Origin of the sequence: Nannocystis sp. RBIL2 (assembly GCF_026626745.1) — a bacterium.
Lineage (GTDB): Bacteria > Myxococcota_A > Polyangia > Nannocystales > Nannocystaceae > Nannocystis.
In genome coordinates this window covers 4,922,237-4,947,910 of the sequence record NZ_JAPNJW010000001.1, presented here as the reverse complement: position 1 = coordinate 4,947,910, position 25,674 = coordinate 4,922,237, and the positions used below count along the sequence as shown (strand labels likewise).

At 70.4% G+C, this 25,674-nt stretch carries 22 protein-coding genes; 10 read left to right on the top strand and 12 right to left on the bottom strand.

The window, feature by feature from the left end; translation table 11 throughout:
- Nucleotides 1–100: 100 nt before the first annotated feature.
- The 5 genes from OV090_RS19580 to OV090_RS19560 all read right to left on the bottom strand — a co-directional run bounded on the left by OV090_RS19580 (nt 101) and on the right by OV090_RS19560 (nt 5,448).
- Entirely contained in the window at nt 101–340 is a 240-nt protein-coding gene (locus tag OV090_RS19580) for a hypothetical protein (protein WP_267705348.1), read from the bottom strand.
- A 168-nt stretch (nt 341–508) separates the two neighbouring features.
- Nucleotides 509–1,510, bottom strand: a complete 1,002-nt coding sequence (locus tag OV090_RS19575; RefSeq protein ID WP_267705347.1) for a hypothetical protein — start codon at nt 1,508–1,510, stop codon at nt 509–511.
- A gap of 284 nt (nt 1,511–1,794) precedes the next feature.
- Nucleotides 1,795–1,962, bottom strand: coding sequence for a hypothetical protein (locus OV090_RS19570; RefSeq protein ID WP_267705346.1), 168 nt, complete (start codon nt 1,960–1,962; stop codon nt 1,795–1,797).
- A gap of 187 nt (nt 1,963–2,149) precedes the next feature.
- Nucleotides 2,150–3,139 carry a hypothetical protein gene (locus tag OV090_RS19565; RefSeq protein WP_267705345.1) on the bottom strand — a complete coding sequence of 330 codons (990 nt, stop codon included), beginning with the start codon at nt 3,137–3,139 and terminating at the stop codon, nt 2,150–2,152.
- An 86-nt stretch (nt 3,140–3,225) separates the two neighbouring features.
- Nucleotides 3,226–5,448: a hypothetical protein gene (locus OV090_RS19560; RefSeq protein WP_267705344.1), complete on the bottom strand. Its 2,223-nt coding sequence runs from the start codon at nt 5,446–5,448 to the stop codon at nt 3,226–3,228.
- Between the two features lie 436 nt (nt 5,449–5,884).
- Here OV090_RS19560 and OV090_RS19555 point away from each other — a divergent pair, with 436 nt between their 5' ends.
- The 4 genes from OV090_RS19555 to OV090_RS19540 all read left to right on the top strand — a co-directional run bounded on the left by OV090_RS19555 (nt 5,885) and on the right by OV090_RS19540 (nt 10,236).
- Nucleotides 5,885–7,060 (top strand): FIST N-terminal domain-containing protein, encoded by a 1,176-nt coding sequence (locus tag OV090_RS19555; protein WP_267705342.1) that lies wholly within the window; start codon nt 5,885–5,887, stop codon nt 7,058–7,060.
- A complete protein-coding gene (locus OV090_RS19550) occupies nt 7,057–7,734 on the top strand; it encodes an STAS domain-containing protein (RefSeq protein WP_267705340.1) in 678 nt (225 codons plus the stop codon). Before OV090_RS19555 ends, OV090_RS19550 begins: the two co-directional genes overlap by 4 nt.
- A 197-nt stretch (nt 7,735–7,931) precedes the next feature.
- Nucleotides 7,932–8,738 (top strand): uracil-DNA glycosylase family protein, encoded by an 807-nt coding sequence (locus OV090_RS19545; protein ID WP_267705338.1) that lies wholly within the window; start codon nt 7,932–7,934, stop codon nt 8,736–8,738.
- Nucleotides 8,739–8,796: 58 nt separating this feature from the next.
- Nucleotides 8,797–10,236 (top strand): dihydrolipoyl dehydrogenase, encoded by a 1,440-nt coding sequence (locus OV090_RS19540; RefSeq protein ID WP_267705337.1) that lies wholly within the window; start codon nt 8,797–8,799, stop codon nt 10,234–10,236.
- On the opposite strand, the gene OV090_RS19535 is transcribed toward OV090_RS19540, so the two are convergent.
- On the bottom strand, nt 10,208–11,398 hold the full coding sequence (locus OV090_RS19535; protein ID WP_267705336.1) for a DUF4215 domain-containing protein: 1,191 nt from the start codon (nt 11,396–11,398) through the stop codon (nt 10,208–10,210). The genes OV090_RS19540 and OV090_RS19535 overlap by 29 nt on opposite strands.
- A gap of 426 nt (nt 11,399–11,824) precedes the next feature.
- Between OV090_RS19535 and OV090_RS19530 the strand changes: the two genes are divergently transcribed.
- Complete coding sequence (locus tag OV090_RS19530) at nt 11,825–12,415, top strand: hypothetical protein (protein WP_267705335.1); 591 nt, start codon at nt 11,825–11,827, stop codon at nt 12,413–12,415.
- 87 nt (nt 12,416–12,502) lie between these two features.
- Here the strand turns inward: OV090_RS19530 and OV090_RS19525 are convergent, their stop codons facing one another.
- Nucleotides 12,503–13,894, bottom strand: coding sequence for a cytochrome P450 (locus tag OV090_RS19525; protein ID WP_267705334.1), 1,392 nt, complete (start codon nt 13,892–13,894; stop codon nt 12,503–12,505).
- Between the two features lie 55 nt (nt 13,895–13,949).
- Entirely contained in the window at nt 13,950–14,528 is a 579-nt protein-coding gene (locus OV090_RS19520) for a peptidoglycan recognition family protein (protein ID WP_267705333.1), read from the bottom strand.
- A gap of 246 nt (nt 14,529–14,774) precedes the next feature.
- On the opposite strand from OV090_RS19520, the gene OV090_RS19515 reads away from it, so the two are divergent.
- From OV090_RS19515 to OV090_RS19505, 3 genes are all read left to right on the top strand, one after another.
- Nucleotides 14,775–16,421 carry a pitrilysin family protein gene (locus OV090_RS19515; protein ID WP_267705332.1) on the top strand — a complete coding sequence of 549 codons (1,647 nt, stop codon included), beginning with the start codon at nt 14,775–14,777 and terminating at the stop codon, nt 16,419–16,421.
- Between the two features lies 1 nt (nt 16,422).
- On the top strand, nt 16,423–17,976 hold the full coding sequence (locus tag OV090_RS19510) for a pitrilysin family protein (protein ID WP_267705331.1): 1,554 nt from the start codon (nt 16,423–16,425) through the stop codon (nt 17,974–17,976).
- A 243-nt stretch (nt 17,977–18,219) separates the two neighbouring features.
- Nucleotides 18,220–19,389, top strand: a complete 1,170-nt coding sequence (locus tag OV090_RS19505; RefSeq protein ID WP_267705330.1) for an STAS domain-containing protein — start codon at nt 18,220–18,222, stop codon at nt 19,387–19,389.
- 38 nt (nt 19,390–19,427) lie between these two features.
- Here the strand turns inward: OV090_RS19505 and OV090_RS19500 are convergent, their stop codons facing one another.
- Entirely contained in the window at nt 19,428–20,345 is a 918-nt protein-coding gene (locus OV090_RS19500; RefSeq protein WP_267705329.1) for a LysR family transcriptional regulator, read from the bottom strand.
- A gap of 66 nt (nt 20,346–20,411) precedes the next feature.
- Between OV090_RS19500 and OV090_RS19495 the strand changes: the two genes are divergently transcribed.
- Nucleotides 20,412–20,846: a DoxX family protein gene (locus OV090_RS19495; RefSeq protein WP_267705328.1), complete on the top strand. Its 435-nt coding sequence runs from the start codon at nt 20,412–20,414 to the stop codon at nt 20,844–20,846.
- Nucleotides 20,847–20,955: 109 nt separating this feature from the next.
- Here the strand turns inward: OV090_RS19495 and OV090_RS19490 are convergent, their stop codons facing one another.
- Nucleotides 20,956–22,596 (bottom strand): 3-(methylthio)propionyl-CoA ligase, encoded by a 1,641-nt coding sequence (locus OV090_RS19490; protein WP_267705327.1) that lies wholly within the window; start codon nt 22,594–22,596, stop codon nt 20,956–20,958.
- A 54-nt stretch (nt 22,597–22,650) separates the two neighbouring features.
- A complete protein-coding gene (gene mddA / locus OV090_RS19485; protein ID WP_267705326.1) occupies nt 22,651–23,379 on the bottom strand; it encodes a methanethiol S-methyltransferase in 729 nt (242 codons plus the stop codon).
- An 87-nt stretch (nt 23,380–23,466) separates the two neighbouring features.
- Between mddA and OV090_RS19480 the strand changes: the two genes are divergently transcribed.
- Entirely contained in the window at nt 23,467–24,660 is a 1,194-nt protein-coding gene (locus tag OV090_RS19480; RefSeq protein ID WP_267705325.1) for a 4-vinyl reductase, read from the top strand.
- Between the two features lie 76 nt (nt 24,661–24,736).
- On the opposite strand, the gene OV090_RS19475 is transcribed toward OV090_RS19480, so the two are convergent.
- On the bottom strand, nt 24,737–25,633 hold the full coding sequence (locus OV090_RS19475; protein WP_267705324.1) for a hypothetical protein: 897 nt from the start codon (nt 25,631–25,633) through the stop codon (nt 24,737–24,739).
- Nucleotides 25,634–25,674: the final 41 nt, after the last annotated feature.

The window sequence follows — 25,674 nt, the reverse complement described above, 5'->3', positions numbered from 1 at the left end:
CGCGCGGGAGGGTCGCTCACTGGCGGGGTGGTGGTGGTGATCTCGACGAAGTCGCCGGCCTTGACCAGGAACTTGTTGACCGGCTAGCCCGGCGTGAAGGTCAGGTCGTGTTGTCCTCGCTGGCGATCGCGGGCACGACCTGAGCCTTGTCGAACCGGTCGTTGGGGACCTGCACCGGCGGCACGACCACGCACTCCTCGGCGAGGGTCTCGATCGGGAACATCGACTCCTCGAGTTGATCGCAGGCCGGGACGTTGGTGCACTCTTGGTCGCCGTATACCTGCACCGGCTTGTCCGCGCTGACGAGCGTGCCGGTGAGGTCGCCGCCGAACATCGACATGACCTGAAGGACAACGTCGGCATTGCCGTCGTTACAGGCCCCGGCTTGGTCGACCTTACGGCCAGAGCAGCGGGTGCGCTGGTGGCTATCGTCGTGGATCGCTCGGTGAAAGTCGTCGAGCTTGCCGGTGTGGCGGTGGCCGAGTAAGCAATCGCGCGCAGTTCCCTATCACGGCTTCGGCGGCGCGACCCACTGCAGTCGAAGATGAAGCTCACCTCGCGGCGCCGACGATTGTGGGAAGAACACGCGCATGGCATGCCGCCCCGATGTAAGGAATCCGAACCCCGTCTGGCCATCGCTCGAAGATATGGTGCTCGAACCGTCAAAGCACCCATCGATCGAGGCGTGGAGTTGGCTCGATTCGGCACCAGGACCGGTGACAGTCATTTCGTAGTATCCAGACTCGCCGACCTCCACCGCGAAGTCCTTCATGAATCCCGGCCAATCACCGACAAAACCACCGCCGAAGAACCCTCCGTCACCACACTCGCCGTACAGCATCGTGTCGACGAGCCCTGGGCTCGCCCACGGCACGACCTCCGGTCCCTCTTTACAGCCCGACAATAGCGGTATTCTGCCCTGCACCGGAGTGGAGCTCATTTTCACGAGTGCAGCCTCAAAATCCTCGCCATACACGACCTTGTACGCCTCAGCGAACTCTTCGAGGCTCGCCCTCCGTGATACCCTGGTGCGAAGTTCCTTGAACTTGCTCACCCCGTCACGTTCGAGGATCGAGCCGACGAAGTGCATGGCCGGGAGGTAGTCGTCTGGAAACTGCTCCGCGGTGATCATGTCCTTCAAACTGGCTGGGAACCCATCGAGTATTCCCTCGCTCGAGTACCAGGACCCTAGATACGTCGCCAGTCCCTCCTCCAGCACTCGATGGCCGTATCCGAGCGCCGGGATGTCAACCGCATGCACCAACTCGTGTAGATGCTCCAGTGTCTTGGTGTGCACAACCCCGCGGCCGTCGTCATTTTGATAATGGTAGCATCCCCGCAGGTCCTTTCGGCAACCCCACTCGCTCCAATCGACGTCGGTCGCTGACTCGACCTGATAGACCGGCAACGCAACCCACACATACTGGATCCTGCCAGTGGGAGGGCTCGTCTGCAGGAATGTTGCAGTCTCTTCAATGACGAGGTCCCACTCCGCAAGCTTGTCGTCCATGCAGATAACGGACGCATCTTCCCAGGTACTATAATCGATATATTTGCTGGAAGCTACAAACGTGGGCAACTGCACAGAAGCCCCTTCCCTTTCGCAGGCCAGTGAAACCATGCAGGCGACAAGGAACGAGCGGACGTTGCTCATGGGCACCCGTGGGCTGGGAGGATACACCCGCAAGCGCCTGAAGGTGGTTACATGCGCCGGCGAGTGAATTTCGGCAAGCTCTGCCGGGCGAAACCGCCATCCGCGCGCAATCGCGCGCGGAAGCGGCCGCGGTTTTCACATCACTCGGGCACGAACTGCGCCTCCACGCTCCAGCCGCCTAGAATGTCCTGGCCCGCATGCTCCAGCGACAGGATCTGACTATCGAGCGTTCCGTACACGTACTCGTTGATGCGGAACACCTTCTCGTGGGTCCCGTTCTCTCCCAACGTGTTCGTGCTTCCGGACACGGTCGCACTAACCGCAGCTCGCCCAAGGTGCTGTGGTCGAATACGGCTCTGATACTTCGGTGAGCGCGCTTCAGTCACGGTGATGTCGTTTGGGGCAGGGAGGGGTCGCAGGCTGCGGCGTTGGAGTCGTCCTGGGTGAACCCGCAGGCGGTACCAGGCACACCGGGTCGCCGGAGCGCGCTTCGCGTCACTGCAGGCCGCAGCGGCCGACGTCTTCGAGGCCGGTGGGGGCCTGGCCCATTTCATAGTAGGGCAGGCAGACCTGGCCGGCGCCGGGGCAGTCGGGGGCGCCTGTGTCGCACAGCGGGGTGCAGCAATTGGTGTCGGGGGCGCACTCGACTGCGGCCTTCTCCGGCTCGCTGCACAGCAGGCCGGCGGCGCAGTCGGTCTTGCCGCACGCCTCGAAGGCGGCGCCGAGCGAGGCGTCGGGGGTGCAGGCGAACAGCTCGGGGGTGAGGGCGCTCGGGTGGCAGTGATGTCCTTCGGGACAGGTCGGCTCGAACGGGTCGCAGGTCGGCAGGCACAGCGGGGCGACATAGGGGTCGTTGTCGTGGGCGAGCACGCAGGCGGTGCCGGGCACGTGCGAGCAATCGTGGGTCTCGGGGGAGCCGTGGCACAGGCTGACGCAGGTGCCGATCAAGGTCTCGGGATCGATGAACCAGCAGGTGGCGCCGAGCTCACAATCATTGCGGCCGCTCAGCGGGCGGCCCTGGGATTTGCAGGCGCCGCCGATCGGCACCGGCTGGCTCGGGAGATCGTCGCAGACGGTCACGGTGAAGACGTCGCAGCCGCCGTCCGTAGGAGCGCACTTCTCGTCGGGGGCGCAATCTTGCGCCCATGGGTCGCAGGGGCTGAAGGCGGCCCTGGGGCAGCCGCCGCCGCCGCCGTCGGGAACTAAGATGAAGTCTCCTCCGGTGTTGCCGGTCGAATCACCGGTGTCGCCGGTGGTCGTAGGATTCGCGGTGGTGGGATTCGGAGCGGTGGAGCCGGCGGTCGAGGGATTGCCGCTGGTCGTCGAGGTGGTCTCGCTCAGGGTGGTGTCGCTGGTCGTGCCGGGGCCGCTGGTGGTGCCCGGCGAATCGGTGGTGTCGGTGGTGTCGGCGGGCGACTTCGGGCCGCAGGCGAGGGCGAGGGCGAGGGCGAACCAGACGACTCGGCGGCAGGACAGGGGAGCCATGCCGCCGAGAATATCACAAAACTTTTGCTTGAAAATATAAAAACTAACGCTCTGCCGCCGTTGGGGCCTCGATCGCGCGAAAGCGCTCATTTCACTGTCGGGACCGGGCCCGTCAGGGCGCTCTCGAAGAAGTCGGCGATGCGGGTCATCTCGGCCGGCTCGAAGGCGACGTAATGGCCGTCCTTGCCGGCGGGCGCGGGCAGCATGCGGGTGACGACGGTGAGCTGGCCGCCGCCGGCGTTGCCGGTGACCGGGAGCGCGACCTCGGGCAACCATTGGCCGGAGGTCCAGCCGCAGGCGACGCGCTCGTTCTCGTCGGTGTAATCATCACAGGGCGGCTGGAACAGATTCTTGCCGGCGATCGGCGCGCCGAGGCCGATGGCGAGGTTGCCGGCGGCGCGCAGCGGGCTGTAGCTGTCGACGTGGCCGATGTAATTCAATACGTGCTTGGCTCCGATGCCGTCGAGCGGGCGGCGGCGAATGAGCTGGGCGGTGTTGTCGGCGTCGGAGCGATTGACGAACGTGTTGAGCAGGACGAGCATCGGGTGCGGCGTGTCGAGCGGGCGGTCGGGGCGCTCCTGGAACGCCAGCTGCAACAACTCGCGCGGGGCCAGGAGGTCGCCGTTGACTGGGTTCTCGACCTTGGGCTCCTCCTTGCCGAGCAGGGTGCGCGGCAGCTTGGCCCCGCCGCCGCTCAGCACCGCGGCGCGCACCAGCGGCTCGAACGGCAGGAACAGCGCGCCCGAATTGGCGCCCTGGCTGTGGCCCATGAAGAACAGCGCGTCGGCGTCGAATCGCAGCACCTGGCCCGCGAGCAAGGTCGAGTCTTGCCACTCCTCCGCCAGGCGGACCGCGGTGAATTGATCGATCGCCCCCTGCACGATCGTGTCGCGCGCCGACTCGGGGTTGTAGACGTTGAACACCAATTGATCGACGTCGAGGCCGCCGACCTCGCCGTCGTCGTCGCTGTCGTTGCGGCGCTCGCCGTGCATCACGCCCTCGAGGGCGATCGTCGCCAGGCCGCGCCCGGCCAGCGCGCGGGCGGTGCCGTCGATCAGCGGGCTGCGGAAGCCGCCGCCGGTGCCGTGGGCGTAGACGACCGCCGGCCAGCCCTCCGCGGGCGGCGTGCCGGCCGGCAGGGTGAGGCTGAAGCAGGCGTCGAAGCTGCTGCGCTGGACCGGCGTGCCGCCCTCGAGGTCGATGCGGCCGCCGATGTCGGTGTACGGCGGGATGCCCTCCTGGAAGATCGGCAGGCGCACGCGGCCCTGCACCTCGAGGTGGTCCGGCGAGGGCGCGCCGCACTCGCGTTCGGCCCGCTCGTCGGCGGTGAGGCCGGCGAACTCGGAGCACGGGCCGGGCCCGGCCGCCTGGCACAGGTGCAGGTCGGAGACGTAGAGCGGGGCGGCCCGCACCGCCGCGCGCGCGCCGACGAGGACGTCGGTGTTGGCGGCGGTGGTGAAGACGCTGCCGCCGATCAGCTCGCCGGCGGCGACGTCGACGTCGGCGCCGTTCTCGGGGCTGGCGAGGAACTGCCGCAGCGGCGCGAAGGTGTCCCACGCGGCCTTGCGCCGGGCGTCGGACGGGGCTGTCCCTTGGAGCATGGCCGAAAAGTCAGCGTCCGGGCTGAACCGGTCGCCGTCGACGGTGCGCAGCTCGTCGGTGATCAGCACCGCGTAGGTGGTGCCGGGCTCGAGCGGGACGCCGTCGATCGTCTCGACGGCGAGCCAGTTGCGGCAGATGTAATTGTTGCCGCTGGTGTCGCCGTTCTTGGCGCTGTACGACAGGCCCTCGAGCTTCTTGCCGTAGCTCGGGTGGCCGGGGTCGATGTTGACGATGAAGATGCCCTGCGGGCTGCCGATGCCGTGGGTGCTGCGAAAGAGGACGGCGCCGTTGACCGCGAAGCCCGGGGCGTCGGACCGCAGATGCGACAACCATCGGCCGACGACGTTGCCGAATGCGGGGTCGAGGTCGGGGGGCGGGCTCGGGAAACCGGTGAGGTCGATGCCGTCGCCGCGCCGGCGGGCGTCGAGCGGGAACGGCAGGCGGAAAAAATCGCGGCCGGTGACCCGGCCGGCGTCGAGGTCGAAATAGATCTTCGGCCCGGACTCCTGCTCCTCGGCGGGCGGCGCGCAGGCGACGCCGGGCCAAAAACCAGGCGGTAGTTCGGCGCCGGTGGTCGGCTCGCCGGTGGTGGTGGTGGTGGTGGTGCCGTCGCCGTTTCCGCCGCCCTGGGAGGCGGTCGAGCCGTCTTCTTCAAAACCACACGCGAACGGAAACAGGAGCACGACGAGGCGGGGGGACCATCGCATGCCAAGAAATATATCAGCGACGTGCGGGACCGCGCAACGCGCTGCAGCCGGTCGATGCACGTACATGGGCTGCTCTCGCTGACTACAGACATGGAGTGCCCCCAATCGCCGTCATTGCTGGTAGTACGGCCGCCCATGATTCGTCGGCTTCGTCGCACGGTCCGTCAGGCGGGCCGCAGCGGGGCAGCAGGAGGCAAGGGGAAATTCTTGCGGGTATCGCCCTGCCGCGAAAAGACTGCGATCGCGCGCGATTACGCGCGAAACGGCATTCCGCGGACATCGCTCCAAACGGCCGCCAGGGGCCCTCTGGGGGCCTCGTAGCCCCGTTACGGTCCACGTTTGCGGGGTATTCCGGTCCGCAACGAAAGCACATAACTTGAGAGGCTGTGCTTCCATCGCTGCGGCCGCGATTTCGAAGGTCCGCGCGGAGGTGTTCATGGCATCGATCGTGATGACGACCGCGCGGAGCCAGGCCACGGACCCTCGGGCGGCCGCCGAAGCGCTGGTCCGTGGGCTCGGGGCGCCGCCCCGCCTGGCGGTGATGTTCGCGTCGAGCGACCGCGACCAGCGGGCGCTCAATGCGGCGGTGCGGGCCCGCTTGCCGGCGACGACGCGGCTCATCGGGGCGACGACGGCGGGGGAGATCGATCACGAGGGGCTGCACACCGGCAGCGTGGTCCTCGCCGGGCTGGCGGGCGACTTCGAGGTCGGCCTCGGGCTCGGCCAGCACCTGAGCGAGGCGCCGGTCGAGGCAGGGGCGGCGGCGATGGCCCAGGCCTGCGCCGAGCTCGGCACGCCGCCGGAAGACCTCGACACCGAGCGCTGCGTCGGCCTCGTGATCGACGACGGCTTTCGCTACAAGAAGGAAGAGCTGCTGATCGGAATGCTGGATCGCAACCCGGACCTGGTCCTGGTCGGCGGCGGTGCCAGCAATACGATCTTCGACCCGTCGGCCGCCCAGACGCACGTCCACGTCGACGGCGAGGTCGCCACCGACGCGGCGCTGGTCGCACTGTTCCGCACCGACGCGCCGTGGGCGGCCCTCCGCTCGCATTGGTACGAGCCGACGGGGCAGACGCTGACAATCACGAAGGTCGACGATTCGTGCACCCGCGCGCTCGAGATCGACGGCCAGCCGGCGGCCCGGCGCTACGCGGAGCTGCTCGGGGTGAGCGTCGACGAGCTCGAATTCGGCCGGCCCCGCGGCTTCTCCGAGCGCCCCACCGGCGTCCGCGTGGGCCGGGAGATCTTCCTCCGCTCGCCGTGGAAGCCGCTGCCCGACGGCTCGATCCTGTTCGCCAACATGCTCGACGAGGGCGCCGAGCTCGAGCTGATGCGCCGCGTCGACATGGTCCAGTCGACCCACGAGTTCTTCACCGTCGAGCTGCCCCGCCGCGTCCGCTCGCCGACGGCGACGCTGCTGTTCCACTGCGGCGGCCGCATGTGGACCGCGCACAGCCACGGGATCGTCGACCGCCTGTCGCAGGCGTTCACCGCGGCGCCGACGCCCGCGGGCATGAACGTCTGCTTCGAGCTGTTCCGCGGCTTCGCCATCAACACGACGCTCACGGCGCTGGCCTTCGGCGACTCCGACCCGCGCGCCTCGTCATGAGCGCGGAACTCCCATACGAGCTCGAGGCCCTGCGCGCCGAGGTCGCGGCGCTGCGGCGAGAGAAGGAGGCGGCCGCGCGCAAGGCGACGCGGGCGCTGGCCAGCTTCCAGCAGCACGCGCTGGCGATGGAGGTCATCCGCCAGAAGAACGAGGAGCTCGACCGCCTCACCGCCGAGCTCGAGCAGGCCCGCGCGGCCGAGGCCGAACGCGCGCGCGCGCTCGAGCTCGGCAACGAGAAGCTGCGCCGCAGCGAGGCGGACAACCACCAGCTGATCGTCCGCCTGCGCGAGCTGGTGACGCAATTGTCGACGCCGATCCTGCGCGTGTGGCCGGGCGTGCTGGCGCTGCCGATCGTCGGCGTGGTCGACGAGGCGCGCGCCGCGGCGATCTCCTCGCGCACCCTCGAGGAGGTCACTGCCACCCGCGCCCGCTTCGTGATCCTCGACGTCACCGGCGTGGCCACCGGTGACGCCCGCACCGCCGCGCACGTGGTCGCGCTGGCCCGTGCGACCCGGCTGCTCGGGGCGCGCTGCATCGTCTGCGGCCTGCAACCTGCGGTGGCGGGGGCGATGGTGACTCTGGGGCTCGAGTCGACGGCGCTGGCGGCGACGCGCGACATGGCGGGGGCGCTGGCGGAGATCTTGCGCGCCCGGGCGGCCTCTCGCGCGCAGTAGAAGCGGCCGAGCGCGTCGGCCGCGAAGCGGCGAGGCATGGCCCGCCGGCGCCGTTTTCGTTGCCTCTGCAAGGAGCGACGCACGCGGACGATTCGCGCGACGTTCGCAGCAGTGAAACTCTTGCGAGCGAGCATACAAAAACGGCGAATGCCCGGGCCTTGCTGCGGCGCGCCGTTTCGGCGTATGGCGGCCCTGTCATGACGACGATCGCCGCCGAGCTGCAGGCTGCAGCCAGACGTCTCGCGGACGAGGTCCGGAGCCTCGCGTTCTCCGAGCCGATCACGCACGTGTATCACCCGCTCGACTACGCGTGGGCGCCCCACGCCGCGTACATCGCCGCTTACGGGCGCGGGCGCAAGGACGTGGTGTTCCTCGGCATGAACCCCGGGCCGTTCGGGATGACGCAGACGGGGGTGCCGTTCGGCGAGGTCAAGGCGGTGCGCGACTTCCTGAAGCTCGAGGCGCCGGTGTCGCGACCGGCGCGCGAGCACCCGGAGCGGCCGGTGCAAGGGTTCGCGTGCACGCGCGCCGAGGTCAGCGGCTCGCGCCTGTGGGGCGCGGTGGCCCAGCGCTGGGGCGCCGCCGAGCGGTTCTTCAACCGCCACTACGTCGCCAACTACTGCCCGCTCACCTTCATCGAGGCCAGCGGCAAGAACTTCACCCCCGACAAGCTGCCCGCCGACCAGCGCGCCCCGCTCGAGGCCGCCTGCGACCGCCACCTGCTGCGCCTGGTCGAGCTGCTCGAGCCTGCGTGGGTGATCGGTATCGGCGCGTGGGCCGAGAAGCGGGCGCAGAAGGTCGTCGGCGCGCGGGCCAAGATCGGCAAGATCCTCCACCCGAGCCCGGCGTCGCCGATCGCCAACAGCGGCTGGGCCGACGCCGCCGCGGCCGACCTGGCGGCGCTCGGGGTCTGCCCGCTCGCGGACCTGCTGCAAGAGACAGGTCCGAAGACGCAGGTCGAAAAGGTCAGGCGCGCCGCCGGCCGCAGGGCGTCCGCGGGCTGACGGCGGGCGCGGATCCGCACAGGCGCGCCGCGCCGCCAGTCTTGGCTATAGTTCCCGCATGCGCGAGCAGACGGTCGATGTCGCGGTGATCGGCGCGGGGACGGCGGGGCTCAACGCCCGGCGGGCGGCCGAGAAGGCCGGGGCGCACGCGGTGGCGATCGATCCGGGGCCGCTCGGGACCACCTGCGCGCGCGTCGGCTGCATGCCCTCGAAGCTGCTGATCGCGGCCGCGGAGGCGGCGCACGCGGTCCGCGAGGCCAGGCACTTCGGCGTCCACGCCGGCGAGCCGCGCGTGGTCCCCGGCGAGGTGATGGGCCGCGTCCGCCGCGAGCGCGACCGCTTCGTCGGCTTCCAGCTGAAGGACGCGAAGGCGCTCAGCGAGCGCGGGCTGCTCATCGACGGTCGAGCTCGCTTCGTCGCGCCGAACGTGCTCGCGGTCGGCGACGACCTGCGGGTGACTGCGCGCCGGGCCGTGGTGGTCGCGGTCGGCTCGGCCGTGCGATTGCCGCCGATCCTGGCGCGGCTCGAGTCGTCGCGGGTGATCGACTCCGACAAGGTGTTCGAGCTCGAGGCGATCCCCGAGCGCCTGCTGGTGGTCGGCGCGGGGCCGATCGGGGTCGAGCTCGGGCAGGCGCTGGCGCGCCTGGGATCGCGCGTGACGCTGCTGTGCGCCGACGGCAAGGTCGCGGCGATCCGCGACCCCGCGGTGCTGGCGGCGGCCAAGTCGGCGCTGGCGCGCGAGATGACGCTGCACACGCGCTCGAACCTCGAGGCGGCCGAGGAGCGCGGGGACGAGGTGTGGGTCAGGTTCCGCGGCGAGGACGGCGAGGTGTCCGAAGGGACATGGCCTTTGGTGCTGGCGGCGACCGGCCGCGCGCCGCGGCTCTCCGGCCTCGAGCTGGAGCGCGCGGGGGTCGAGCTCGACGACAAGGGCCGGCCGCGCGAGTTCGACAAGACCACGCTGCAGTGCGGCGAGGCGCCGGTGTTCATCGCCGGCGACGCCGCGGGGCTGCGGCCGCTGCTGCACGAGGCGATCGACGACGGCCAGATCGCCGGGCGCAACGCGGCGACGTTCCCGGAGGTGCTGCCGGGCGAGCGCCGCGCGCCGCTGTCGATCGTGTTCACGGACCCCCAGGTGGCGTTTGTCGGCCGCCGGTTCGACTCGCTCGACCTGTCGACCTGCTCGATCGGCCAGGTCGACTTCGGCGACCAGGGCCGGGCGCGGGTGATGGCCAAGAACCACGGGCTGCTGCGCGTGTACGGGGCGGACGCCACCGGCGCGCTGCTCGGCGCCGAGCTGGTGGCGCCGGCGGGCGAGCACCTGGCGCACCTCCTGGCGTGGGCGATCCAGAGCGAGCTGACGGTCGACCAGGTGCTGCGCCTGCCGTTCTACCACCCGGTGGTGGAGGAGGGCCTGCGCTCGGCGCTGATCGACCTGCGCAGCAAGATGTCCGCGAAGACAGGTGGCGCTACTTCACGCAAGTCCAGTGGACCGTGACGCAGAGCAGGGGCCCGAGGCCGTCCTGGCCGCAGGCGCCGCCGCCGTCGAACACCTGCTGGCCGTTGGATTGACAGCTGGTGCCGCCCTCGCAGTAGCCGCACACGTTGCCGCAGGTGCCGCCGATCTGGCCGACGCCGGCGTAGCCGAGGTTCTGGCAGATCAGCTCGTGGTGGTAGCTGCCCATGTTGTTGGCGGAGACCCAGGCCCAGTTGGCGTTGGCGTCGCACACGACCCACGGGGCGCCGGTGCCGGGGTCGTTGCCCTGCTGGCACTTCTGCGCGAGCACCTCGATCTTGCACGCGGGTGAGCAGCCGTCGTTGGCGTTGACGTTGCCGTCGTCACAGTCCTCGCCGGCGGCGGGGTTGATCTTGCCGTCGCCGCAGGCCGCGGTGGTGCAGTCGTCGTCGCACTGCGCGGTCTGGCCGCCGGCGTCGCACTGCTCGCCGGCGGTCGGATTGACCTTGCCGTCGCCGCAAGCGGCCGCGGTGCAGTCACCGTTGCACTGCGGGGTCTCGCCGCCGCCGTCGCACACCTCGACGCCGGCTTGCACGACGCTGTCGCCGCACTTGGCGACCGCGCAGGTGTTGAGGCACGCGTCCTCGTTGACGACGTTGCCGTCGTCGCAGGCCTCGCCCATCTGGACCACGCCGTCGCCGCAGGCGCCCGCCTTGCACGTGTTGCTGCAGGCGTCGTCGTCGACCTGGTTGCCGTCGTCGCAGGCCTCTGCGCCCATCTGGACCACGCCGTCGCCGCAGGCCGCGGCGACGCAGCTGTTGCGACAGGCGTCGGTGTCGATCTGGTTGCCGTCGTCGCAGGCCTCGCCCGTCTCGATGACGCCGTTGCCGCACACCGGGTCCGGCTCGCCGGTCGTACCCATCGTCGCGGTGGCAGTGGCGGTGGCGGTCGCGGTGGCAGTGGCGTCAGTGGTGGCGTCGGTCGTGCTCGTGGTCGCTTCGCTGTCGCTGCCGCTCTCACCGGTCGAGGTCGGCAGGCTCTCGGTCGTCGGCGCGCCGGTGCTGGTGTTCCCGTCCGTGCTCGCCATCGACATGGTCGGCGGGGCGGTCGTGAACGCGTTGGTGTTGCCAGTGTCGAGCGCCTCGCCGCCGCTGCATCCCCCGAGCCAGAGCACCGCCAAACCCCCGATGATCGCGCGTATCATGCGCCGATCTTCCCGGCGGCTCCGTGGCCGGTCAAGCCGGCGCACAGGTCCCCGAGTGCCGAGGCGTACGCGGCGCGCCGTTCTTGCGCGCGCGGATGGATCCGCGCGCCCGGTCCAGGTCGCCTCGCTGCCAATGATGACATGGTGTAAAGGTCAGGTGCTGTGATCGATGTACGAGCAACTGCGCCATCGCGGCGCCGCGGCGGGCTCGGCCGCGGGCGGCGAGGCGCACGATCTGCTGTGATTCGCGGGATCGTGGGATAATCGCCGAAAGCGCAATTTGCGCGGTGGCTCTGGTGTGATCATTCAGAGACGCGCGATTCCTCGCCGGCCGCGGGGCTGCAGGCTGCCACGGGTCGACGGCCGCCGCCTCGCACAGGGTTTCAGCACCCCCGTCGATGGACGGCTTGGAAAGGAACAGTCGTCATGAATCACGCCTTCAAAGTCCTCTTCGTCCTCGCGCTCGCCGTCGGCTGCGACCAGCAAGACATGCTCAAGAAGGAGATCGCCGTCGCCTCGGCGGCTCCCAAGGAGCGCTCCGCCACCGGGCCGACCGTGGTCGCGCCGAAGACCGCGCCGGCGGTCGCGTCTGCCAGCGGCGTCGGCACCTTCGCCACCCTGTCGGAGTGTCTGACCTCGTGTGACGACATCCACGCGGCGACCGACCGCAAGACCTGCCGGCTCAACTGTGACACCGCGTACGGCGCCGAGGCCCGCGGCACCGCCGAGCCGACCGAGAACGACGCGATCGCCCGCATCACCTCGTGCCTCGGCAGCTGCAACGGCAGCCAGGACGGCGAGTCCTGCGCCAACTCGTGCAACACCATGGCGGACCAGGCGGACTTCTCGCCGCCGCCCGAGGTGCTCACCAAGCTGTCGTCGTGCGTCAAGCTCTGCCACACCGGCAAGGGCGTGCGCGCGACCGACCAGGCGACCTGCGAGCTCAACTGCGCCCAGGTCGCCCGCGTCGAGGCCACCCCGCCGCCCAAGGCCGTGGCCGCTGCGCCGGCCTCGTGAGCCGCGAATCGATGGACATGGCCTTCGGACCATGTCCATTCGTTGTTCGTGCAAATACGAGATGTCTGAAAGGCCAGCTCGGTGATTTCAAGCCCGCGGCTTGCGGCGGATCCGGCAGCGCAATTCGCGGGTCGGGGACAGGACGCCGAGGCCGGCGCGGGTCTTGTCGAGCGGCGGCAGGCTCGGCTCCAGCAGCTCGATGTCGAGTCGGGTGAGGGCGAGGCCGGCGAACAGCATGACCTCGTTGTTGGCGAGGAAGCGGCCGGGGCACATGCTGACGCCGCCGCCGTAGGGCATCAGCGGGATCGGCACGCGCTGGCCGCCCTTGCTGAACTGCCGCGGGCCGCCGCCCTCGGACAGGAAGCGGTCGAAGCGGAAGCGCTCCGGGTCGGGGAAGATCTCCGGATCGCGGTGCATCAACTGGGGGCACAGCGCGACCCGGTCGCCGGCCCGCAGCGCGACCGTGCGGCCATCGGCCAGGGCGAGCTCGCAGTCGCGGTGGACCAGGCGGATCGTCAGCGATTCGCTGCACAGCCGCAGCGACTCGCAGATGCTGCTGAACAGCCGGGGCAGGCGCTTGAAGTCGCCGAAGCCGCGCTCCTCGACCTCCGCGACGATCGCGGCCCGACCCGGCGGGTCGCACAACAGGTGCGCCAGCGACCAGAAGGCCGCCGGCAGGGTGTTGGCCTGCGAGGCCCACACGATCGCGGCCTGCAGGTGCTGGCGATTGCGCGGGGTGGTCATCTTCGCCAGCAGGAGGTCGCGCGCGCGGATGAAGGCGCTGGCGTCGGGGCGCATGCGGTCGACGCGGGCGAGCAGCCGCTCGCGCGCGCGGAGCAGCCCGGGGAACGCGCCCGCAGGGACGCCCGCGGCGAGCAGCGGGAACCATCGATCGGTGCGCTGGAAGTCGCGCACCGCGGCGTCGTCGGCGATGCCCTCGCCGTACAGGGTCTCCATGCCGGCGGCGAAGATCACCCGGGCGCTGAAGTCGAACAGCCCTTCGTCCTGCCAGTCGTCGCCGGTGAAGCGGTCGAAGGCGACGCGCAGGCGCTCCTCCATGCGCGCCGTCAGCGGCGCGAGCGCGGCGTTCTTGAGGTGGTCGTGATAATAGCGCTCGAGCTCGTCGAGCTCGGGGCCGGCCGGCGGCGAGAAGTAGCCGAACGCGCGCGTGCCGATCTCCTGGCCGATCTCGTGGAAGGTCAGGTTGTCCTGGGCCTTGAGCACCTGCGGGTAGCTGAGCGGGTCGCACACGAAGTGCATGCGCTGGCCGGCCACCAGCAGGGTGAAGACGTCGCCGTGCTCGCGCTGGCACTCGCGCAGCAGGGCGGTCAGGTCGCGCCCCATCTCGAGCGCGTGGCCGAGGAAGGGCAGGCGCGGGCGGACGATCGGCGGCTCCCCGGGCCGCCGCGCCCCGCCGGTCATACGAATGGCGGCGCGATCGGTGGTGCGGGCGATGGTGGTGCGGAGCGACGCGAGCATCGCCGCGGATTGTATCACGCGGCGATCGACGAATGGTCGATACCTGTCCGAAGAGTCATGTCCCCGCGCCGATCCGGCGGAGGTACTCGGCCCGCGGGAAGTGCTTGCCGGGGCACTGCGTGAGCTTGTCGTCGACGACGCGGTGGGTGCTGACGCGCTCTCCGGGGATCGAGCACTCGCGCATGAGGGCGGCCGTGAGGTCGACGAGGGCGTCGAGCATCGCCGCGGGCAGCGGCCGCTCCTCGAAGTCGCCGATCAGGCAGATGGCGATCGAGGCCGGGGCGTTCTCGGGCTTGAAGAGGTGGGCGGCGAGCTCCTGATAGCGCCAGCGCGCGGCCTCGACGAGCCCCGCCGCGCGCTTCTTGCCGTTGTTGATCACGAAGTGATACTCGGCCCCGAGCGGGTCGCCGAAGCGCTTGCGGTGGTAGCGGTCGATGCCCTCGAGCGTGGCCCACTCGGCCGCGGTGTGATGCACGACGATCCACTGCCAGTCCCGCAGCGGCGCGCCGGGAGCGCGAAGGCGCGCGAACAACTCCGCGTTGCTGGCCGCGACGTCGATCTCGGGCGGCCGCGCATGCGAGCGCGCGGGCAGGAGGGCGGTGCAGGCGGCGGCGAGCAGGGAACGACGGCGCATGGCTGGCCGCCACTACGCACGGACCCGCCGCCCGAGTCCGACCCGCCGGCGTAACAACGTACGAATGGCGAACAGGCCGCCCCGGCCGCGAAGCGTGGCCGCGGACTCGGGCCCGCGCCGACGCGGCCTCGCGGTGGTTTCGCAGCCGCGGCGCGAGGGAAGTCGCCGCGGGCGCGCCGCCCATGGGCCGCGTTTGCTCTTGCGGACGGCCGGGCAATGCGCGAAAAGGCTTATCGAGGAGAAACAATGGCCACACGGCACCTGCTCTTGCCACTCGCGCTGCTTCTGAGCGCGGCGGCTCCCGTCCAGGCGGCGCCTGCGAAGCCCGCCGCGGACTCGCCAGGGGTCGACATCCCCTACGAACGCTACGTCCTGCCCAACGGCCTCGAGGTGATCTTGCACCGCGACTCGGCCGCGCCGCTGGTCGTCACGAACCTCTGGTATCACGTCGGCAGCGGCGACGAGACGCCCGGCAAGAGCGGCTTTGCTCACCTGTTCGAACACATGATGTTCCAGGGCGCGAAGCACATCGGCAACGACGTCCACTTCAAGATCCTGCAAGAGATCGGCGGCACCGGAATCAACGGTACCACCAATTCGGATCGCACCAATTACTTCGAGGTGGTGCCCACCCACCAGCTCGAGACGGCGCTGTGGCTCGAGTCGGATCGCATGGGCTACATGCTCGACCTGCTCGACGAGAAGAGCCTCGCCAACCAGCGCGACGTGGTCCGCAACGAGCGGCGCCAGCGCTACGACAACGTGCCCTACGGCCGCGAGCGCTTCGCCGTCGCCGAGGCGCTGTACCCCGAAGGCCACCCGTATCGTTATCTGACGATCGGCCGCCACGAGGACCTCGAGGTCGCCAGCGTCGCCGACGTGCAGGGCTTCTTCCGCAAGTGGTACGTGCCGAGCAACGCGACCCTGACGATCGCCGGCGACTTCGAGCCGGAGCAGGCCAAGGCGCTGGTCCAGAAGTGGTTCGGCAGCTTCCCGACGCTGCCGCAGCCGAGCCACCAGCAGATCGGCGCGCCGGCGCTGACGCAGACGGTCCGCCGCGAGCTCGACGACCCGTTCGCCCGCCTCTACCGCATCCACTACGCCTGGCACAGCCCGCCCCGCCTCGGCGGCGGTGACATCGAGCTCGAGGTGCTGGCCGACGTGCTCGGCTCGACGGGCTGGGGTCGCCTCTACAAGGCGCTGGTGCTCGAGGACAAGAGCGCGCAGTCGGTCTCGGCCTACCAGGGCGGCGCCGGCCACTCGGGCACGTTCCACGTGATCGTCGACCTCAAGCCCGGTCAGGACCCGGTCAAGGCCGAGCTGACGATCCGCCGCGAGCTCGAGAAGATCCTCCGCGAGCCGGTCACTGACGCCGAGCTGCGCCGCGTGGTCGTCGGCACCGAGTCGTCGTTCGTGTGGGGCCTCGAGGACGTGATGGGCCGCGTCGAGCGCCTGCAGTACTTCAACCACTACGCCCGCGACCCCGGCTACGCCAACACGTACCTCCAGCGCCTGCGCGCGGTCACGCCGCAGCGCGTGCGCGAGGTCGCCAACCAGTGGCTGGTCAAGCCGCACGCCGAGATCCTCACCAAGCCGGCGGCCCCCGCCGGCCCGCCCGAAGGGACAGGTCCCAAGGGACCTGGCGCTTCGGCCAAGCCCGAAGGGACAGGCGCGAAGAAGCCCGCCCCCGAGGCCAGCGACGCCGCTGCGGCCAAGAAGAAGCCCGCCGGCGACAAGCCGGCCGACGCCGCCGGGACCGACGCCGCGGCGAAGAAGAAGCCCGCCGGCGACAAGCCGGCCGACGCCGCCGGGACCGAGAAGCCGGCGCCGAAGCCGAAGAAGCCCGCAGCCACGGAAAAGCCGGCGGAAGCCGCCGCCGCGAAGGAGGGCTGACATGAAGACCACGATTACGCTGAGCCTCCTCGCACTGTCGGCCGCAGTCGCCGCGTGCAAGCCCAAGACCGCCACCCAGCAGCCCGTCGAGCAGCCGTCCACGGCGCCGGTCGCGACCGCGCCGAGCGACACCGAGGCCGCGCCGCCGCCGGCCAATTGGCCCGACGAGCCGTTCCGCGCCACCCGCCCGACGCCGGGCCAGGTCGCCGAGCTCAAGCTGCCGCAGGTCGAGACGTTCAAGCTCGACAACGGCCTCGAGGTCTACCTCGTCCGCAACGACAAGCTGCCGACGGTGTACATGAACTTCGAGTTCGACTTCGGCGGCGTCAGCGACCCGAAGAACCAGATCGGCCTCCACTCGATCTGCCTCGACCTGCTCGACGAGGGCACCAAGAACCTCGACAAGGTCGCGTGGGAGGAGAAGCAGGCCGACCACGCCGTCAGCGTCACCGCCGGCGCCGGCTCCGACACGTCGAACCTCAACGTCCGCTCGCTCAAGCGCGAGCTGCCGGCCGCGCTCGACCTGCTGGCCGAGATGCTGCGCGAGCCGGGCCTGCGCGAGATCGACTTCGAGCGCCTCAAGGACCGCCGCAAGGCCTCGATCGCGCAGTCCAAGGGCAACCCCGGCGCGATCGCCGGCCGCGTGATCGGGCCGCTCCTGTGGGGCGCCGACCACCCGTACGGCCGCATCGAGACCGACAAGACGATCGACGCCATCCAGCTCAAGGACTGCACCAAGGTCGTCGGCAAGCTGAAGCCCGGCGGCGCGCGCCTGTGGGTGGTCGGCCAGATCTCCCAGGACGAGATCAAGCAAGAGCTGGCGTCGCGCCTGCCCGAGTGGAAGGGCAAGGCGCCGGCCAAGGTCAACGTCGCGGCCGCCAAGCCGCGGCTCGGCTCGGTGTTCTTCGTCCACGTCAAGGACGCGCCGCAGTCGTCGGTGTACGTCGGCCACGCGGGGCCCAAGCGCAACGCGACCGACTACGAGGCGACCGACCTGATGGCGGAGATCCTCGGCGGCTCGTTCTCCAGCCGGATCAACATGAACCTGCGCGAGGACAAGGGCTACACCTACGGCGGCCGCGCCGGCTTCGGCTACCGCCGCCCCGGCAGCACGTTCGTCGCCAGCAGCCAGGTCCGCACCGACGCGACCGGCCCGTCGCTGCGCGAGATCTCGAAGGAGATCGCGACCATGCGCACCACGGACGCCAAGCCCGACGAGCTGTTCCGCGTGCAGGAAGGCGCCCTCCTGGCCCTGCCCGCGGAGTTCGACACGCCGTCGGCGACCCTGATGGCGTTCCGAGGCCTCAAGTTCTACGGCCTGCCGCTCGACTGGTACGACGGCTATCAGAAGCGCCTGCGCGCGGTCGACATCGCCGCCGTGCGCAAGGCCGCCGAGAAGCACCTGCGCGCCAAGGACTTCGTCGTCCTCGTCGTCGGTGACGCGAGCAAGGTGCTCGGCGACCTCGACGCGATCGCCACCGAGAAGCTGTTCGGCGCCGGCGGGGTCGTCGTCCTCGACGCCGACGCCCAGCCCACCAAGCGCCCGACCGAGTAGGCGAAGCCGACTTCGGTGATGTAGCGAGCGCGCGGTCCCGGACCGCGCGCTCTTTACATTTGGCCGTCAGGCGGCGGGAGATGGGAGAATGTACATAGTCGCGGGCGGGTACGCGCCGGTCCACGCATTCCAGGTCGTATGATTGACCTGACCCCGCGCGCGAGCGCGCCAGGCGGGCGGGACGGCGTCCGCACAGGGTTTTCCGCGTGGACAGCTGGCGCGCGCGCGTGTTTGACTCATGAAATGGCAAGCCCCTCCGATCCCGCCGCCGAGGCGCGGGAGGCCCGACTTCTGCGTGGTGCGCCGTTCATCGCCGTCGAGCTCGACGCCCAGCGGCGAATCACCGTGTGGAACGACGCCGCCGCCCGCGTGTTCGCGGTGCCGGCCGCCGAGGCGCTCGGGGCCGCGATCGAGCAGCTGCTGCCGACCGAGGGCGAGTTCTGGGCCGGCCTGGCCGAGGAAGGCCCGCGGATGGCCGTGCACGCGCGCCAGGACGGGGTCCAGGTCACCTGCGAATGGACCTGCCAGGTCGAGCGCGACGCGGCCGGCGAGGTGGTCTCCGTCGCCTGCTACGGCCAGGACATCAGCGACAGGGTCGACCGCGACACGACGCTCCGCCTCGAGGGCGCGATGCTGCGGGCGATCATCGAGAACATGAACATCATCGTGTGGACGATGCAGCACGACGGCCTATGTACATACCACCGGGGCAAGGGGCTCGGGAGCATCGGCATGCCGCAGCACGCGCTGGTCGGCCAGAACATCCGGGAGCTCTACAAAAACCTCGGGCCGGAGCCGCTCGACGCCGCCCTGGCCGGGACGCTGCAACACACCTCGACCGAGGTGCACGGGGCGAGCTTTGAAAACTGGATGATCCCGGTGCGCGACGACGACGGGGCGATCGAGATGATCGTGGCGCTGTCGCTCAACGTGACGGAGCAGCGCGAGGGCGAGAAGGCGCTGCGCGAGAAGCTGCTGCAGATCGAGCAACAACAGCAGATGATCCGTCAGCTGTCGACGCCGATCATCGAGGTGTGGGACCGGGTGCTGACCGTGCCGATCATCGGCATGATCGACAGCGGCCGCGCGGCCGAGCTGATGGACAGCCTGCTGCAGGCGGTGGCCAAGACCCGCGCCCGCTTCGCCATCCTCGACCTCACCGGCGTCGAGGAGGTCGACACCGGCACCGCCGGCCACCTCCTCGACCTGGTCGGCGCCGTCCGCCTGCTCGGCTCCGAGAGCGTGGTCACCGGCATCCACCCCAACATCGCCCGGACGATCGTGGACCTCGACCTCGAGACGAAGGGGCTGACCGTGCGCGCGAGGCTGCGCGAGGCGCTCGCGCACTGCATCCGCGCGATGGCCGACGCGCGCAAGGGAGGCGCGGCCGGACCTGTCTCGAAGACCCTGTGACAGTCTCGGCGCGGGCCGCAATCATGGCAGTCGGCGCGTCACGACTTCATGTTGCGGTGCGCGCCGAAGGTCGACTTGAGCGACTCGGCCAGGAAGTCGCGCAGCAGCGCCACGCGGGTGGGCACGTGGCGGCCGGACGGCAGGACCAGGGACAGGTCGGCGTGGGTCCAGCAGTGCTCGGGCAGGACCCGCACGAGGCGCTTGGCGGCCACCGGTCGGGCCGCGAGTACGTGCGGCAGGTAGGCCACGCCCGCCCCGGCCTCGGCGGCGTGGACGACGAACGTCAGGTCGTCGGCGTTGATCGAGCCGACCACCTCGACGTGCTCCTCGCCCTTCGGCCCGCGCAGGGTCCAGGTGCTGCGCCCGCCGCGGGCGCGGAACAGCACGCACTCGTGCTCGGCCAGTTCGGCCAGGCTCGTCGGCGTGCCGCGGCGCTTGAGGTAGGCCGGCGCGGCGTACAGGCCGTCGGCGAAGCTGCCGAGCTTCTTCGCGATCAGGCTCGAGTCCTTCAGGCGAGATGCCCGAAGGGCCAGGTCGAAGCCCTCGCGCACCATGTCGACGATCCGCGCGGTCAGCACCAGGTCGACCTGGATCTGCGGGTACTCGCGGACGAACCGCGTCAGCGGCTCGGCCAGGAACTCGCCGAGGTCGACCGGCGCGGTGATGCGCACCGTGCCGCGCGGCTCGTGCCCGTGGTCGGCGGCGGTCAGCGCGGCCTCCTCGAGCGCGGACAGGGCCCCGCGCGCCTTTTGATAGAACGCGCTGCCGGCGTCCGTGAGGTGCAGGCGCCGCGTGGTACGCTGCAGCAGCCGCACGCCGAGGTCCTCCTCGAGGCGCGAGACGCTGCGGCTGACCGAGGACTTGGGCAGGCCCAGCAGCTGGGCCGCGGCGGTGAAGCTCTCTGCCTCGACCACGCGCACGAAGGCGGCGACCTTGACCGGATCGATTGTTGTCATGGGAGCAACGATGAGTTGTGACTATCCCATCTGGTCGGCTCCGCGGCAAGCCCTAAGCTCGGCTCCATGTCCCGCCTGCTCCCCACCGTCGCTCGCTCCCTCCTCGGCCTCCTGTTCCTCGTGTTCGGGCTCAACGGCTTCCTGAACTTCCTGCCGATGCCGCCGCACCCGGGTCGCGCCGGCGAGTTCCTCGGGGCGCTGGCGGCCAGCGGCTACATGTTCCCGCTGATCAAGGGCACCGAGGTGGTCGGCGGCGCGCTGCTGCTGTCGGGCCGCCTGGTGCCGCTGGCGTTGGTCCTCCTGGCGCCGGTGATCGTCAACATCGTCGCCTTCCACCTGGCCCTCGAGCCAGGCGGCTACGGGATGCTGGCGTTTATCGTCGGCCTCGAGGTCTACCTCGCGTGGGCCTACCGCGACAGCTTCGCCGGGGTGCTGAACCCGAACGCGCGCCCGGTCGCCAGCGAGCACGCGGCGCCGCAGCTGGCCCGCGCCCGCGCGTGAGCGCGCCCGCGACCGTGCGTCGCGCGGGCCAGGGCGCGCCGCTCGGCGGGGCATGGGGCTGATGCTCCCGGCGCGGCGCGGCCCGGCCCGCGCGACGCACGATCGAAGGTCAGCGCTGCGCCGCGTCGGCGGCGAGCCGGTAGTCCTTGAACTGCTCGCGTAGCTGCAGCTTGGAGATCTTGCCGGTGGCGGTGTGCGGCAGGGCGTCGACGAATTCGACGGCGTCCGGCAGCCACCACCGCGGGACGCTCTCGGCGAGGTGCGCGAGCACGGCCGCGGGGTCGACGTCGGCGCCGGGCTGCTTGACCAGGACGAGCAGCGGCCGCTCGGCCCAGCGCGGGTGAGCGACGCCGATCACCGCCGCCTCGGCCACGCCCGGCACGCCGACCGCGAGGTTCTCGAGCGCGATCGACGAGATCCACTCGCCGCCGGACTTGATGACGTCCTTCGAGCGGTCGGTGATCTGCATGTAGCCGGCCGGGTCGATGGTGGCGACGTCGCCGGTGCTGAACCAGCCGTCCGCGTGCGCGGTCGACTCGGCCTTGTAGTAGGCGCTGCACACCCAGGGGCCGCGGATCTGCAGGTCGCCCGCGGCCACGCCGTCGTGCGCCAGCGGCCGGCCGTCGTCGCCGACGATCCGCAGCTCGACGCCGAACACCTGCCGGCCCTGCTTGCGCTGCACGGCGATCTGCTGGTCTTTGGGCCAGGTGCGGATCGCGGGGCTCAGGCCGCACGCGGTCCCGAGCGGGCTGGTCTCGGTCATGCCCCACGCGTGCAGGACCTCGACGCCGTAGTCGTCCTGGAAGCTGCGGATCATCGCCTCGGGCGCGGCCGAGCCGCCGATGACGACGCGCTTCAGGGTGGTGAAGCGCTTGCCGTGCTGCTTCATGTGCGCGAGCAGGCCCATCCACACCGTCGGCACGCCGGCGCTCATGGTCACGCCCTCGTCCTCGAACAGGGCGTAGAGGCTCTCGCCGTCGAGCCGCGGGCCGGGCATCACCAGGCGCGTGCCGGTCAGCGCGGCCGCGTAGGGCAGACCCCAGGCGTTGACGTGGAACATCGGCACCACCGGCAGCACCGTCTCGCGCTCGCTCAGGCGGAACACGTCGGGCAGGGAGATGCCGAACGAGTGCAGCACGGTCGACCGGTGGCTGTAGAGCACGCCCTTGGGCTCGCCGGTGGTGCCGCTGGTGTAGCACAGCGACGACGCCGTATCCTCCGGGAACGCGGGCCACTCCAGCGCGCCGGGCTGGGCCGCGAGGATGTCCTCATAGACATGTGCGTTCGGCAATGTCGTTTGGGGCATGTGCTCGCGGTCGGTCATGACGACCACCGCGCGCAGGTTGGGGCAGCGCGGGACCAGCTTCTCCACCAGGGGGACGAAGGTGAGGTCGGTCAGCAGGACGACGTCCTCGGCGTGGCCCAGGATGTAGACCAGCTGGTCGAAGAACAGGCGCGGGTTGAGGGTGTGGCACACCGCGCCGATGCCGGACACCGCGAAGTAGGTCTCGACGTGGCGGAAGCCGTTCCACGCCAGGGTGGCGACGCGGTCGCCGGGGCCGACGCCGAGGCCCTGCAGCGCCTCGGCGAGCCGGCGCGCCCGCTGCTCGAGCTCGCCCCAGGTGGTGCGATGAATCGGGCCCTCGACGGTGCGCGACACCATCGTCTGGTCGGCGTGGACCCGCGCGGCGTGGCGGATGAGGCCGGAGATCAGCAGGGGTGAGTGCATCATCAAGCCGGTGAGGTGCATGCGGGGCTCCAGGCCGGCGAGTTTGGGCCAACGCCGACGCGCGGCGCAAGTGGCTCAGCGGCGCGCGAACGGGTTCAGGCGCGGGATCTGGGCCCTGTAGCCCTCGTAGTGCCCGCCGTGCTGGGCGCGGAGGTCGCGCTCCTCGAGCTCGAGCGCGACGAGGATGTAGAGCGTCATCGCCAGCGCGAACACGAGGTGGCCGACGCTCATCGTCGGCGCGGCCCAGAAGGCGATCAGAAACCCCAACATGAGCGGGTGACGGACCAGGCGATAGGGACCGCGGACGCGGAACTCCGGCTCGTGCACCGGACGACCCAGCCAGTGGTCGACGACCTGGCGCAGGCCGAACAGGTGGAAGTGATCGACGGCGAAAGTGGACACCAACACGAGCCCCCAACCGCTCGCGGCCAGGCAATGCACGATGCCGGCGACGAGGCCGTCGCCGAGCTGCCAGATCGGCGTCGGCAGCGGATGCCAGGCCCACATCGTCAGCGCGAGCTGCAGCGACGCCAGCAGGACGTAGGTCGAGCGCTCGGCGGATTCAGGGACGAACACTGTCCATAGGCGCTTGAACCATGGTCTGGCCATGACGCTGTGCTGCAGGGCGAAGCCGGCGAGCAGCGCCAGGTCGATCACCAGCGCGCGGCCCCACGGACCCACCGGGCCGTCGTCGATGGCTTTCGGCACACACACGCCGGCGACGAAGCCTGCGAAGTAGGTGAACACCGCGAGGACGACGATGTAGGTGACGACGCCGTAACCAAGGATGAAGACGCGGCCCATGCCCGCAATTGTACGAGGGGTCGTGTCGGCGCGACAGCGCAGCGCCGGCGCATACGTGGCACAATGCCGGCCAGGGGACTTATGGTTATGGAGATCTCTTCCCTCGCGGAGCGGCTGGTCCTGCGCTACGACGCGGCGAGCGGTCGGCGGGCGATCGCCGGCAAGGACGTCCTGCTGCACTGCCATCACTACAACGCGCGGCTGCAGCGGACCGTGGAGTCGGCCGACCTCGTCGACGGCAAGCAGCTGATCGTCGGCGCCGCCGAGTGCGTGTTCGCCGAGCACGTCGAGCTGGCCCTGCGCGCCGAGGACAGCGTCGCGGTCCGCTGGGCCGTGGCCGAGCGCCTCTATGCGCACCTCGGGTTCGGCCGGCTCGACCTGTCGCGCGTGGCCGAGGGGGTGGTCACTGCGACCGCGTCGCACTTCGTCGAGGGCTGGTTCGCCGGGCTCGGGCGGCCGGAGCGGAGGGTCTGCAGCTTCGCCGAGGGCTACCTGCAGGGGGCCGTGCACGCGGTCACGGGCGAACAGGTGTACGTGCGCGAGGTCGAGTGCATGGCCCAGGGCGCGCCGGCGTGCCGCTTCACGGTCGAGCGCGGGCGGACGGAGCCGGTGGCGCGCAACACCAAGCAGCCGCTGGTGTTCCGCCCGCGCGAGCGCGGCGAGTGGTTGCGCTCGCCGGCGATCGACGAGCAGGCGATCGTCGACGCGCTGGTGGCGATGCCGGTGGCGGGCGGCGAGGACGGGCTCATCCCGGCGTTCGGGGTGTACCTCGCGTGCATGCCGGCCGATTTTTACAATCGCGTGTGTATCGGGTTCCTGGCGGAGATGCGGCGGGTCGGCCGCGGGGCGACCGCGGAGCGACTATTGGCGGCCGAGGCCGAGTATTGCGCGCTCAACACGTATCGCGGGGTGATGAGCTCGCCCGAGTGGGAGGGGCTGGTGACGCCGATGGTGCGCGGCCCCGACGACCCGCTGTTCGCGGCGATGACTTTCTGTAACGCGCTCGGCTTCGGTCAGTGGCACATCGCCGGGCTCGAGCCGGGTCAGTGGATGATCGTCGAGTCGGTCAACGGCTACGAGGCGCTCGGCGCCCTCGCGTACCTGGGGTCGACGAGCGCGCCGCAATGCCACGGCCACAAGGGCGCGGCCGCGGGGATCTTCGCCCTCATCTACGGCAGCGGGCCGCTGTCCGAGCGGTTCGGCACGTTCCACGCGGTCGAGGAGACGTGCATCGCCTGCGGCGACCCGGTGTGCCGCTTCCGCGTCGAGCGGCTCGGTTGAGCCGGCAGTGCTTTTGGGACATGTCCGAAAGGGAATGCTCGGAGGAGCATGTCCAATGGGACAGCTTATGAAACGCCTAGCGGCGGCGGCGCAGGGCGACGCCGGCCGCGACTGCGACCAGCAGGCACGCGCCGCCGTAGAGCAGCGGCGGCGGCGGCCATGGGGTGGCGGAGATCTCCCCGGCAGGTTTGTCGCTCGCGGGCGCCGGGGTCGGTGACGACGGGGGCGCCGAGGTCGATGTCGGGGCCGGGGGTGACGGCGGGGGTGCCGGTTCGGCCTTCGCCTCCGCCGCGGCGGCCAGGGTCGGCTCGGGCTTCGCCTCGGCCGGTGCCTCGTCGCTCGCGGGGGCCGGCGCCGCGGGGTCCTGCGGCACCAGCCGCCGGATGTCCTCCTCTCGCGGGAGCCGCGGACGACGACCTTTATAAAAGGCGCGGTCGAAGATGTGTCCATTGCCGAGGTCGAAGCGGACGCGGGTGGGGGTGAGCGTCAGGACGCCGCTTTCGATGCCGACGCGGTACACGTCCTCGATGCCCTCGATGTTGACCTCGTACGGCACCCACCATCGCTGTTCGGCCTCGATCTTCTCCACCAACACGCGTGGGTCGCTCGGCGAATCGTCACCGAGCTGGCGCAGCCCGTTCTCGGTCAGGACACCGTCGACGGCGGTGTAGGCGTCGCTCGGGAAGGCGAACAGCCGCTGCGTGTGGCAGCTGCCATAATAGTCGACGAAGTCGGTGCGGCCGTCGTCGTCGTCCGAATTCAGCACGGTGTACGTGGCAAGGTCGTCGGAGTCGACAAGGCAGGCGTCGGGCCACAGGACGAACAGATACCCCGGGTGCGCGTCGAGGTTTTCGATCGTGATCGAAACCTCGACCGCGCTCTTGTCCTCCGGTGGCCTGAACTGGTCGGCGCGGGCGAGCTGCGGCACGAGGAGCGCGAACACGAGCCCGAGCTGCGGTCGAACGCGAGGCATGCCGCACCTTAGAGGATTTGCCGGCCGCGATCGAGGTTGCG

Bases quoted from the DNA above. Each gene is read 5' to 3' on its own strand.
- OV090_RS19550 (WP_267705340.1), top strand. From the start codon at position 7,057: ATGAGCGCGGAACTCCCATACGAGCTCGAGGCCCTGCGCGCCGAGGTC.
- OV090_RS19480 (WP_267705325.1), top strand. From the start codon at position 23,467: ATGGAGATCTCTTCCCTCGCGGAGCGGCTGGTCCTGCGCTACGACGCG.
- OV090_RS19545 (WP_267705338.1), top strand. From the start codon at position 7,932: ATGACGACGATCGCCGCCGAGCTGCAGGCTGCAGCCAGACGTCTCGCG.
- OV090_RS19580 (WP_267705348.1), bottom strand. From the start codon at position 340: ATGTCGATGTTCGGCGGCGACCTCACCGGCACGCTCGTCAGCGCGGAC.
- OV090_RS19555 (WP_267705342.1), top strand. From the start codon at position 5,885: ATGGCATCGATCGTGATGACGACCGCGCGGAGCCAGGCCACGGACCCT.
- OV090_RS19520 (WP_267705333.1), bottom strand. From the start codon at position 14,528: ATGCGCCGTCGTTCCCTGCTCGCCGCCGCCTGCACCGCCCTCCTGCCC.
- OV090_RS19505 (WP_267705330.1), top strand. From the start codon at position 18,220: ATGGCAAGCCCCTCCGATCCCGCCGCCGAGGCGCGGGAGGCCCGACTT.
- OV090_RS19575 (WP_267705347.1), bottom strand. From the start codon at position 1,510: ATGGACGACAAGCTTGCGGAGTGGGACCTCGTCATTGAAGAGACTGCA.
- OV090_RS19475 (WP_267705324.1), bottom strand. From the start codon at position 25,633: ATGCCTCGCGTTCGACCGCAGCTCGGGCTCGTGTTCGCGCTCCTCGTG.
- OV090_RS19540 (WP_267705337.1), top strand. From the start codon at position 8,797: ATGCGCGAGCAGACGGTCGATGTCGCGGTGATCGGCGCGGGGACGGCG.
- OV090_RS19490 (WP_267705327.1), bottom strand. From the start codon at position 22,596: ATGCACCTCACCGGCTTGATGATGCACTCACCCCTGCTGATCTCCGGC.
- OV090_RS19565 (WP_267705345.1), bottom strand. From the start codon at position 3,139: ATGGCTCCCCTGTCCTGCCGCCGAGTCGTCTGGTTCGCCCTCGCCCTC.
- mddA (WP_267705326.1), bottom strand. From the start codon at position 23,379: ATGGGCCGCGTCTTCATCCTTGGTTACGGCGTCGTCACCTACATCGTC.
- OV090_RS19525 (WP_267705334.1), bottom strand. From the start codon at position 13,894: ATGCTCGCGTCGCTCCGCACCACCATCGCCCGCACCACCGATCGCGCC.
- OV090_RS19530 (WP_267705335.1), top strand. From the start codon at position 11,825: ATGAATCACGCCTTCAAAGTCCTCTTCGTCCTCGCGCTCGCCGTCGGC.
- OV090_RS19560 (WP_267705344.1), bottom strand. From the start codon at position 5,448: ATGCGATGGTCCCCCCGCCTCGTCGTGCTCCTGTTTCCGTTCGCGTGT.
- OV090_RS19495 (WP_267705328.1), top strand. From the start codon at position 20,412: ATGTCCCGCCTGCTCCCCACCGTCGCTCGCTCCCTCCTCGGCCTCCTG.
- OV090_RS19510 (WP_267705331.1), top strand. From the start codon at position 16,423: ATGAAGACCACGATTACGCTGAGCCTCCTCGCACTGTCGGCCGCAGTC.
- OV090_RS19500 (WP_267705329.1), bottom strand. From the start codon at position 20,345: ATGACAACAATCGATCCGGTCAAGGTCGCCGCCTTCGTGCGCGTGGTC.
- OV090_RS19535 (WP_267705336.1), bottom strand. From the start codon at position 11,398: ATGATACGCGCGATCATCGGGGGTTTGGCGGTGCTCTGGCTCGGGGGA.
- OV090_RS19515 (WP_267705332.1), top strand. From the start codon at position 14,775: ATGGCCACACGGCACCTGCTCTTGCCACTCGCGCTGCTTCTGAGCGCG.